The organism is Petrotoga halophila DSM 16923 (assembly GCF_002924615.1).
Window position 1 is genome coordinate 1 of record NZ_JALY01000260.1, and the last position, 10,448, is coordinate 10,448.

A 10,448-nucleotide genomic window follows, 5' to 3' on the forward strand; every position below is an offset into this window, starting at 1 on the left:
ATAAAACGAAGTTACAAGAACTAACTCAAGAAAAAACAAAAAAATTGCCTGAGTATGTGTTATTAAGTGCTTCTGGACCATCACATATGAAAAGATACAAGGTGGCAGTTAAATTAGATGATGAGATACTTGGAATAGGTGAAGGCTTTTCAAAAAAATTTGCCGAACAATTAGCAGCAAAAATCGCTTGTGAGAAGTTTTTGAACTCTACTGGTGGAAATGATGACATTGATTAAAGAAATTGAATTCGTTATTTTAAAGAACACCTCTTCAGTATCATTAACAGGGAATTATTGCTATCTGAACTGTAAACATTGTGGTGGCCATTATCTAAATAATATGGCCCGAGTAAAGGATATGGAAAATTTAGTAAAAAAAGGGTTCACTTCTTTTTTAATTAGTGGTGGATTATTAGCTGATAGAAAGGTTCCACTTACTATTTTTGCGGATACACTATATACTCTAAAAACCAAATACAATTTGAAATACAACGTACATACAGGCTACGTGGATGAAAAAGATATCCATGTTTTAAAAGAGATCGCGGATACTGTATCTTTTGACCTAGTTGGAGATCAGCAAACTGTAAGAGAGGTTTATGGGAAATTTGATTATGATAAGATGTGGGCTTCTTTCGAATTACTCGTAAATAATGATTTTGTCGTTAAACCACATATTACCATAGGCTTGAATAAAGGAGAATTCTCTCATGAACAAAAAGCAATTGAAAAACTAAAAAAATTTGGAGATCGAATAGATGAAATTATATTTCTAGTTTTTATACCCACCGTTGGAACTGAATTCCATTCTTATCAACCTCCAAAGGTGACGGAAGTTGTTTCTTTTCTTTCAAAGGTAAGAAAAGATTTTCAACATAAAAAGTTAACGCTAGGTTGTATGCATCCAAAGGGGAAATATAGAGAAGATCTTCAAACCAATCTTTTAGGTATTGTAAATAAAATTGTTCAACCTATTGGCAAAGTTATCGAAAAAGCCGAAAGAGAAAATTACCAGATTAGTTATAGTTACGAATGTTGTGCGTTCTCTTCCGGTTAGATGGTGGCTTGTTTGATTTTGGACATGGGGAACTTAAAGGGTTCACCCCTGTTTGCGTCACTGTGCAAACCATGTTTTTAAATAATTTTGATCTTGAATTTAGGTTTTTAAGGAGTTCACCCCTTAACGCACAGGTGGAGGGTCGCTATATATAAAGGTTTCAGAGTTTCTAAAAGACAGTATGATGAATAATAGTGGAGGTATAGTATAAAATGGGTAATTTTTTACCTTCGTACATGAGGTTATATGAGTCAGGTGAACTTCATAAAAGACGTGATTATTTGATCAAACGCTTAGAAGAATGTGATCTTTGCCCTCGCCAGTGTAAAGTAAATAGATTAAAAACTGTAGGATCTTGTAGGGTAGGGAATGAAATAAAAATTTCGGAATATGTTCTTTATCCGGGAGAAGAACCTGTATTGAAAGGAGAAAATGGTGCAGGTGGTGTTTTCTTCAGCAATTGCACGATGAGGTGTGTTTACTGTCAAAATTTCAATTTTAGTCAATTAGGTTTCGGAAAGAAGATTTCCACTGAAAGTTTAGCAAAAATTTTCTTAAAATTACAGAATGAAATGAAGGCTGCTAATTTAGATTTGGTAACTGCCACTCCATACTTACCTTTTATTTTTGATGCTTTGATATATGCAATAGAACGAGGATTTCGCTTACCCATAGTATGGAACACCTCCTCTTATGAAAGTATAGAAACTTTGAAGCTCATGAAAGATGTCGTTGATATATATCTGGCTGATATCAGGTATACTAGTAATATCGTTAGTAAAAGATATTCAGGGGTAAAAGATTACTGGAGTAATGCCCAATTAGCTATTAAAGAGATGTATCGTCAGATTGGGGAAACTTTTCTGGTAGATGAAAAGTCTAATGTTTTAAAAAGAGGAATAATAATTCGTATTCTAGTTTTACCAAACTTAATAAACCAAGCAAAAGAAGCCTTAAAATTCTTAAAGTATGAAATTTCCGAAAAGATACATATCAGTTTAATGGACCAGTACGTTCCAGTTTATAAGGCAAAAAATTATGAAAAATTATCAAGATATTTATACAAATCGGAATATAAGGAAGTGGTAGATTATTTGTATAAATTAGGATTTGAAAATGGTTGGATTCAGACTCACAATTTAAAAGAAGGCAATGAAGTTTTTTCAACGTCACAATAAACGTTGGTGACTATCAGAGGGGTGATTTCATGAAAGAAGTAGAACTGATGCGGTACGTTGTTGATCAGTTACAAGATGGAGTAATGGCCATAGATGAAAGGGAAAGAATTTTTTACATAAACGACTCCGCCTGTAGGATTTTAGGAGTTGATAAAGAAAAAATAATTGGACAAAATGTAGTTGAAAATGTTCCAAATACCAGATTGCACATTGTTTTAAGAACCGGGGAACCAGAATACGACAAATTACAAAGTTTAGGGGATAAAGTTATTTTAACTTCCCGTATCCCTATAAAAAATGATAATAATGAAACTATCGCTGTTGCCGCTGTTTTCAGAGATATTACCACATTACAAAAGTTAGCGGAAGAGATTACTAATCTAAGAGAAATGGAAGCACTTTTAACTTCTATAATTGATTCTACCTCAGATGCCATTTCTGTGGCTGATCAAGAAGGTCGTGTTACCATGGTCAACAGAGCTTATACAAGAATCACAGGACTAACACCGAGAGAGGTCATTGGTAAGCCTGCCACTATAGATTTGGCGGAAGGTGAAAGTTTACATATTCAATGTGCAAGAGAGAAAAAACCTATATACAATGTAAGAAAAAAATTAGCTACGAACAAAAAAGAAGTAGTAGCAAGCGTCACCCCACTTTTTGTTAAAAATGAGTTTAAAGGAAGTGTCGCCGTTATTCATGATATTTCTGAGATTCAAAGATTAATAAACGAGCTTGAAGCAACAAAAAGGATGCTAAAAAAAGAGAGTGCCACCCACACCTTCGACGATTTAGTGGTTAAATCTGAAATTATGAAAGATGTAATAGCTCAAGCAAGTAAAGTAGCATCAGTAGACGTGGATCTTTTATTAATAGGCGAATTTGGAGTAGGAAAAGAGGTTCTAGCACAAGCTATTCACAACGCAAGTGCAAGGAAAGAGGGACCGTATCTAAAATTAAATTTTTCTTTGATTTCAAAAGAAAGACAAGAAGAGTACCTTTTTGGGGAAAATAGTTATTTGGTACGAGCGAATGAAGGGACCCTTTTTTTGGAAAATATTGATCTGATGGATATAGAAATGCAGAGAAAACTTTTAGCCTTTCTTAAAGACAACGTTTTCGATACGAATTATTACGATTTTGTTCCCGATGTTAGGTTTATTTTTGCAACCACAGAAGATTTAAAGATTCTTTCTGGTTTGGGGAAATTTTCTAAAGAGCTTTTATACAAAATTTCAGTAGTAAGTATAGAAGTTCCATCATTAAGAGAAAGAAAAGAAGACATTCCTGAACTGGCTCAACAACTATTACATAGTCTAAATAGAAAGTATGGAAGAATAGTTTATGGATTTACTGAAGATGCCTTGAATAAATTAAAGAATTATTCGTGGCCAGGAAACATAAGAGAGTTGGAAAACGTAATTGACCGGGCCATGTTGGCAATGGACAACAGCGATTCCATAGTAACTTCCACACACATTCCCGATTTGATAGAAAACGTTGAAGAAGTTAAAGGAACGCTTAAAGAAATGACTGAAGACTTCGAGAAGAAGATAATTATAGAAGTACTTGAAGCAAGCCACGGTAATAAAACAGAAGTTGCCCGTAAACTGGGTTTAACTGTGAGAAATCTTTATTATAAGCTGGATAGATACGGCATCAAGTAAAGTTTTAATGTGAATGGGGGATGAACATTGAAATTTGAATTTCGTCTAGAACGGTTGAAAGATCTAAAAAAAATTTTAGAAGATAACGCAAGAATAGAATTGGGTAAAAAAAGTAAACAAAGGCAGTTAGTTGAAGACGAAATTAATCAGATCAGCAATAAGATCGATACCTTTTCAACAGAATTTATAAAAGAGGTAAAAGATACTATCTCAATTACTAAACTATCAAATATGGTAGAGTATAAAAATTATTTAAATGAGCAATTATCACAACTACGTTTAGTGTTACAAGAAAAGTTACAAGAAGAAGAAATGGCACGACAAAATTATTTAAAGGCCAAAAACGAAAAAGATATTCTTCAAAAACTTAAAGATAAAAGATTTGACGAATTTAAAATTCGGGAAAAGAGGGCCGATATAAAAGAATTAGATGAAATTGCAAGATTAAACCATCAACCAAGGGAGGAGAATTATGAATAAGATCAAAGTTTTGTTCTTATGTTCGAGAAATTCTGCAAGAAGTCAGATGGCTCAGGCGTTTTTGAAGAAATACGGAGATGATAAGTTCGAGGCTTACAGTGCTGGTTTAGAAGCAAGTGAAATTCATCCTTTGACCATAAAAGTCATGGAAGAGAAAGGAATATCTATGGACGGGCAATACTCAAAGAGTTTGGACATATACTTGAACGATAGGTTTGGTTTTTTAATAACTGTCTGCTCCAAAGCAGAAAAAGAATGTCCTTTTTTCCCTGGCGTTAGTATAAGACTATACTGGCCCTTTGATGATCCAGCCAGTGCTCAAGGTTCTGAAGAAGAACAATTAGAAGTATTTCGAGAGGTAAGAGATCAAATAGAAAAAAAGGTAATTGATTTTGTGGAAAATACTGATAAATACTCCAATGTAAAAGATAATTTTCGAGTGTAAATACCTTTTTGTATTTACTTTATTTTTCAAAGAATTAACCTTCAGCTAAAGTTTGTTTGTTATAATGAGTTCATAACAAAATTAATAAAGAAGAAACCTCTTTCTGTATAATGCCGATAATATGGTTCGGCAGTTTCTACCAAACAGCCGTAAACTGTTTGACTACAGTAAGAGGGGTTGAGATTTTTACATCAACATCCTACCTCTCTTCTGTAGAAGAGGTAGGATTTTTTATTTTGACATTTTAAAAAAGGAGAGATAACTTTGAGTAAGAAAGTCCTTTTGATATCTGGAAGTCAATCGGATGAGATTTTTGTAAAAACTGCCATTGACCTCTTTGAAGAATGGAAAATGAGTTACGATTACAAAGTGTTTAGTGCTCACAGGAATTTGAAAGAGCTAACCAAATTTATTGAAGAACTTCCCAGTAACGAGTATAGTGTCATAATAGCTGTTGCCGGTCTTTCTGCTGCCTTGCCTGGTGTAATCGCTTCATTAACCAACCTCCCCGTTATTGGTGTCCCTAGAGATGTAGGTCCTTTAAATGGAATAGATGCATTACTTTCTATGGTACAGATGCCTAGTGGGGTGCCTGTTGCAACTATGGGAATTGGAAGTAGTGGGATGAAAAATGCAGCATACTTTGCAAAAAGGTTGATAGAAGGTGAAAAAGATGGAAGATAAGAAAAATTTTGAGCTTTTATACGAAGGGAAAGCCAAAAAAGTATACAAGTTCGATGAGCAGAAGTTATTGATAAAATTTAAAGACGATGTCACAGCGTTCAACGGATTAAAAAAAGATCAAATTCTTAACAAAGGTAGAATTAATAAAGAGATCTCTAAATTCTTTTTTGAAATGCTGAATAATCAAGATATAAATACCCATTACATAAACGATTATGATGAAACCTCTTTCGTCGCAAAATGGACGGATTTAATTCCCCTTGAAGTTATAATTAGAAATTACACCGCGGGCAGTTTTTGTAAGAGATATGGTGTAAAAAAAGGATTGATGTTTGATTATCCTTTAGTTGAATTTTCTTTGAAAAATGACGAGTTAGGAGATCCCATGATCACAAAAGATGCTGTCCTCCTTTTGAAAATTACCACAGAAGACATTTTGGATGAAATCACTTCTATTTCTAAAAAAGTCAACAATGTTTTGAGTGATTATTTAAAATCTAAAGGAATTATTTTGGTGGATTTTAAATTAGAGTTCGGAATCAGTAAAAACGATAATAAAGTTACGTTGATAGATGAGATTTCACCTGATACATGCCGTTTTTGGGACGCAAATACTATGGAATCCCTTGACAAAGATGTGTATAGAGAAGAAAAGGGAGATCTACTAAACGCTTACGAAGTATTGCTTGGGAGGTTGGATATATGATTAAGAAGGAACAGAAAACTTTCCGATTTGAAGTAAAAGTAAAGTTAAGAGAAGGAATTTTAGATCCACAGGGAGCAACTACTTTCAAGGTTTTAAGAAGGTTGAATTACAACGTTGAAAGTGTAAGATTTGGAAAAAGTATAGAATTAGACATAAAAGAAGATAGCTATGAAACAGCCAAAGATAAAGCTAAAGAAATAGCGTATAAAATTTTAACCAATCCTGTTTTAGAAGATTTTGAAATCATCGATTTGAATAGGAAGTGAACAGTGTGAAGAATGTAAATTCGTTAACTGCTGGAATTATAGTTTTCCCTGGTTCAAACTGTGATAGAGATGCAAATTTTGCTTTGACGATTAACGGTTTTGATACGAAATATATATGGCATGATTTTAATCAATTATTGGATTTCGATTTAGTTTTTATTCCAGGAGGATTTTCCTATGGAGATTATTTAAGAGTGGGGGCATTGGCAAAGTTTTCTCCTGTGATGAACTCTGTTGAGAAGTATATATTAAACAAAAGAGGATTGGTTTTAGGGGTTTGTAATGGCTTTCAGATCCTCACAGAAGCAGGAATATTACCCGGAGTATTAACCGTTAACACGTCTCATAGATTCATATGTAAGGATGTTGAAGTTGAGGTCATAAATTATGATACGCCATTTATTAATAACGTTCAAAAAAAGATTTTAACTTTACCTATAGCCCACAAGGAAGGCCGTTATATAGTTAACGATAACAAACTTAATCCTAAAAATATTTTATTAAAGTATAAAGAGAATCCCAACGGTTCATTTGATGATGTAGCAGGCATAACAAATGAAGAATACAATGTCTTTGGTTTAATGCCTCACCCAGAAAGAGCTTGTCATAGCGTATTAGGTAATGAGGACGGCAATTACATTTTTCAATCTATCAGGAGGTATTTGACTAGTGCAGAATCAATTAACAATTAAAGAGATAGCGTTGGAATTAGGTATTTCAGGTGAAGAATTTGATCTTATAGAAGAAAAGTTGGGGAGATTACCCAACGAATTTGAAACGCACCTTTTTTCTGCCCAATGGTCTGAACATTGTGGTTACAAACATTCTAAACATTATCTAAAAAAAATTAATGAATCTTATGAAAGCGAAAATGCGGGATACGTTCAAATTGGAGGAAAATCTGTTGTTTTTAAGGTCGAAAGTCACAACCATCCCTCTGCTGTAGAACCTTATCAAGGGGCAGCCACTGGTATTGGTGGGATAGTTAGAGACATATTGGCTATGGGAGCAAGGCCCATAGCACTTTTAGATTCGCTGAAATTTGGTAATATTTCTGATCCAAAGGTGAAGAACATTTTCGAAGGTGTTGTTTCAGGTATAAGTGACTATGGAAATTCTATTGGTGTCCCAACGGTAGGTGGAGAGACTTCATTCAATGAAATATATTCAACAAACCCTTTGGTAAACGTGATGTGTATCGGTGTTGCTAACAAAAATCATTTGGCATCTTCCCACGCTGATGGACCTGATAAACTTCTTGTATATGTAGGATCTAAAACCGGACGTGATGGAATCCATGGGGCCTCTTTTGCATCAAAAAAATTGAGTGGAAAAGATGACAGACCTTCAGTCCAAGTTGGAGATCCCTTTACAGAAAAGAATCTAATCGAAGCGACACTTGAGATATTGAAAATAAAAGGGGTAAGAGCTTGTCAAGATATGGGAGCTGCCGGTGTTCTTAGCTCTACTTCTGAAATGGCTTATAAGGGTGGAGTTGGTTGTGAACTTTATTTAGATAATATACCGAAAAGGCAAGAGGATATAGAACCTTGGGAAATAATGCTTTCTGAATCTCAAGAGAGGATGCTTTTTTTGGTTAATCCTGGTACAGAGAAAAAAGTAGAAGACGTCTGTAATAAATACTTAATCGATTTTGCAATTATCGGAAGGACAATTTCTACCCCTCATTACGTTGTGAGAGAAAATAGTGAAGGCAAGGTTCTTGCTGATCTTCCAATAGAGATCTTAGTTAACGCCCCTGAATATTATAGAAACAATACCACTCCTTCAACTTATATATTGAACAAAGCAAAAAAATACCCAAGAACAAAGATAAAAGATATAGATAAAATATTAAAAATATTGTTATCAAACCACAATATATCTAGTAAAAAATGGATATATCAACAGTATGATTTTAAAGTTGGAACAAATACAATATTGATACCAGAACAAGCCGATAGTGCGGTACTATGGTTAAAAAACACTCATAAAGCTATAGCTGTAACAATTGATAGCAACGAACTTTACACCTATTTAGATCCATTTGAGGGTACCAAGAACGTTGTATACGAAGCCGCTAGGAATCTGATCTCAGTGGGTGCAAAACCTTTAGCTATCACGGACAACCTTAATTTTGGTGATCCTGATGATCCCGAAGTATCATGGCAATTTGAAAAAAGTATCGAAGGTTTGATTGAAGCTTCAAAAGAACTTTCTACCCCTGTGGTTAGTGGTAACGTTAGTTTTTACAATTCGTATAATGAAACATCAATTTTTCCTACGCCTGTGATCGGTATGATTGGGGAAATTAAAGATATAAAAAAAATAGTTAATTTAAAATTCAAAGATTGTGGTGATTTAGTATATTTAATTGGAAAAATAGATATCAATGTTGATAAGATAGGTGGAAGTCTTTATTTAAAAGTTCTGGAAGGTTTTGTAGGTGGAGAAATCGACTTTGTAAACCCAATGTATGAAAGATATTTACAAAACTTTATATTGGATCTGATAGAAAAAGGTATTTTAAAAAGTGTGCATGATGTTTCAAAAGGAGGTTTACTCATTGCTTTAGCGGTGTCATGTATATTGAGTAATCGTGGTTTTAAAGGTATTTTAGATACTTCCATAGAAGAACTTTTCGGAGAAAATCAGGGTAGGTTCATTGTATCTGTTAGTAGAAAAGATTCCTATACTTTTGAAGATATTGCTAAATCATCTAACATCAACGTTAAAAAATTGGGAGAGATAAAATCCAGTGATGAAGGAATTGATATCGGCAGCGTTTGTTTTGATTTAAAAGAGCTGAGAAACATTTATTTTGATAGTATTTCAAAAAGTGTGGAGGAATAATTAAATGCTGATGGAAAATTGTGGTTTGTTTGCCGCATATTCAAAGAGTGAAAAGTACAACGTAAGTGGCAGAATTGTTGAAGGGCTTTTGGCACTTCAACATAGAGGCCAAGAATCTGCAGGGATCTCTGTATCAGATGGGACTAAGATTACAACTTATAAGGGTAAAGGCGTAGTCAATAGAGTTTTCGGGGGCGGTGTATCAAAAAAAATTAACGGTTATTTTGGGATCGGGCACGTGAGATATTCAACGAAAGGTCTCTCTAATTTCACAAATGCTCAACCGCTTACTATAAAATATAAAAATGAATTTTTTTCCATAGCACACAATGGTCAAATAGAAAATGGCCCTGAATTGAAAGAGAAATACGAAGAGCAAGGGTCCATATTTATGACAACTTCAGATACTGAACTTTTCCCACATCTTTTAGTTAATAAACTAAAAGGATCTCCTTCAAGTTGGAAAAGTGAAGAAATAAGTAAGTTAATTGCTGAAAATATATCTCCTTCTTACTCTCTACTTTTCCTTTTCAAAGATAAAATTATCGCTTTTAGAGATTCTTTTGGATACAGGCCTTTAAGTATTTGTGAAACAGAAAATGGAATTTATGTAGCTTCAGAAGACAGCGCTTTCAAATTTTTCCCACTTAGAAACGCTAAAATTAGAGAAATAAAGCCCGGTGAATTAATTGAAATAAAGGATGGAAAGATTAAAAGTCATGTAATATCTTTGAATAGTCCTAATAAGTTTTGCTTTTTTGAACATGTTTACTTCGCAAGGCCCGATTCAAATATATTTGGTGATAATGTGCACTTAATGCGTGAAAAATTAGGAGAGTTGTGTGCAAAAGAAAATCCTATCGATGCTGATATAGTCATTCCAGTAATGGATAGTGGCTTTTCTGCTGCTCTAGGATATTCAAAAGCATCTGGTATTCCGTTAGAAATGGGCCTAATGAGAAACAAGTATGTTGGAAGAACTTTTATCGACCCCGATTTGCAAGAAAGAAAGTTGGGAGTTAGACGTAAACTTTTACCTGTTAAAGAAGTTATAGATAACAAAAGAGTTATTTTAATTGATGATTCTATCGTCAGAGGAACAACGATGAAACA

The 10,448-nt window shown here is 33.9% G+C and carries 12 protein-coding genes and 1 riboswitch; all 12 genes read left to right on the forward strand.

Features of this window, described 5'->3' with window-relative positions; genetic code table 11:
• On the forward strand, positions 1 to 236 hold a 236-nt coding region (locus AA81_RS12540; RefSeq protein ID WP_245863643.1), incomplete at its 5' end, for a putative dsRNA-binding protein.
• Positions 223 to 1,056 carry a LipS1 family lipoyl synthase gene (lipS1, locus tag AA81_RS12545; protein WP_103899223.1) on the forward strand — a complete coding sequence of 278 codons (834 nt, stop codon included), beginning with the start codon at positions 223 to 225 and terminating at the stop codon, positions 1,054 to 1,056. The genes AA81_RS12540 and lipS1, both read left to right, overlap by 14 nt.
• Positions 1,057 to 1,268: 212 nt before the next feature.
• Positions 1,269 to 2,234: a radical SAM protein gene (locus AA81_RS12550; RefSeq protein ID WP_103899224.1), complete on the forward strand. Its 966-nt coding sequence runs from the start codon at positions 1,269 to 1,271 to the stop codon at positions 2,232 to 2,234.
• 29 nt (positions 2,235 to 2,263) lie between these two features.
• A complete protein-coding gene (locus AA81_RS12555) occupies positions 2,264 to 3,901 on the forward strand; it encodes a sigma-54 interaction domain-containing protein (RefSeq protein ID WP_103078266.1) in 1,638 nt (545 codons plus the stop codon).
• A gap of 27 nt (positions 3,902 to 3,928) precedes the next feature.
• A complete protein-coding gene (gene fliJ, locus AA81_RS12560; RefSeq protein ID WP_103078267.1) occupies positions 3,929 to 4,381 on the forward strand; it encodes a flagellar export protein FliJ in 453 nt (150 codons plus the stop codon).
• Positions 4,374 to 4,826, forward strand: coding sequence for an arsenate reductase ArsC (locus AA81_RS12565; protein WP_103899225.1), 453 nt, complete (start codon positions 4,374 to 4,376; stop codon positions 4,824 to 4,826). Before fliJ ends, AA81_RS12565 begins: the two co-directional genes overlap by 8 nt.
• Before the next feature lie 83 nt (positions 4,827 to 4,909).
• Positions 4,910 to 5,011, forward strand: a riboswitch (purine riboswitch).
• 79 nt (positions 5,012 to 5,090) lie between these two features.
• Complete coding sequence (locus tag AA81_RS12570) at positions 5,091 to 5,510, forward strand: 5-(carboxyamino)imidazole ribonucleotide mutase (RefSeq protein WP_103899226.1); 420 nt, start codon at positions 5,091 to 5,093, stop codon at positions 5,508 to 5,510.
• Positions 5,500 to 6,216, forward strand: coding sequence for a phosphoribosylaminoimidazolesuccinocarboxamide synthase (gene purC / locus AA81_RS12575; protein ID WP_103899227.1), 717 nt, complete (start codon positions 5,500 to 5,502; stop codon positions 6,214 to 6,216). Before AA81_RS12570 ends, purC begins: the two co-directional genes overlap by 11 nt.
• Positions 6,213 to 6,482: a phosphoribosylformylglycinamidine synthase subunit PurS gene (gene purS / locus AA81_RS12580; protein ID WP_103899228.1), complete on the forward strand. Its 270-nt coding sequence runs from the start codon at positions 6,213 to 6,215 to the stop codon at positions 6,480 to 6,482. The genes purC and purS overlap by 4 nt, the downstream gene beginning before the upstream one ends.
• Before the next feature lie 5 nt (positions 6,483 to 6,487).
• On the forward strand, positions 6,488 to 7,174 hold the full coding sequence (gene purQ / locus AA81_RS12585; RefSeq protein ID WP_103899229.1) for a phosphoribosylformylglycinamidine synthase subunit PurQ: 687 nt from the start codon (positions 6,488 to 6,490) through the stop codon (positions 7,172 to 7,174).
• The gene (gene purL, locus AA81_RS12590; protein WP_103899230.1) at positions 7,152 to 9,335 is read left to right on the forward strand and encodes a phosphoribosylformylglycinamidine synthase subunit PurL; all 2,184 of its coding nucleotides are present in this window, start codon (positions 7,152 to 7,154) and stop codon (positions 9,333 to 9,335) included. The genes purQ and purL overlap by 23 nt, the downstream gene beginning before the upstream one ends.
• A gap of 4 nt (positions 9,336 to 9,339) precedes the next feature.
• Positions 9,340 to 10,448: amidophosphoribosyltransferase (gene purF, locus AA81_RS12595; RefSeq protein ID WP_103899231.1), on the forward strand; the 1,109-nt coding region annotated here is incomplete at its 3' end.

Bases quoted from the DNA above. Each gene is read 5' to 3' on its own strand.
- AA81_RS12550 (WP_103899224.1), top strand. From the start codon at position 1,269: ATGGGTAATTTTTTACCTTCGTACATGAGGTTATATGAGTCAGGTGAA.
- AA81_RS12555 (WP_103078266.1), top strand. From the start codon at position 2,264: ATGAAAGAAGTAGAACTGATGCGGTACGTTGTTGATCAGTTACAAGAT.
- AA81_RS12565 (WP_103899225.1), top strand. From the start codon at position 4,374: ATGAATAAGATCAAAGTTTTGTTCTTATGTTCGAGAAATTCTGCAAGA.
- purS (WP_103899228.1), top strand. From the start codon at position 6,213: ATGATTAAGAAGGAACAGAAAACTTTCCGATTTGAAGTAAAAGTAAAG.
- lipS1 (WP_103899223.1), top strand. From the start codon at position 223: ATGACATTGATTAAAGAAATTGAATTCGTTATTTTAAAGAACACCTCT.
- purC (WP_103899227.1), top strand. From the start codon at position 5,500: ATGGAAGATAAGAAAAATTTTGAGCTTTTATACGAAGGGAAAGCCAAA.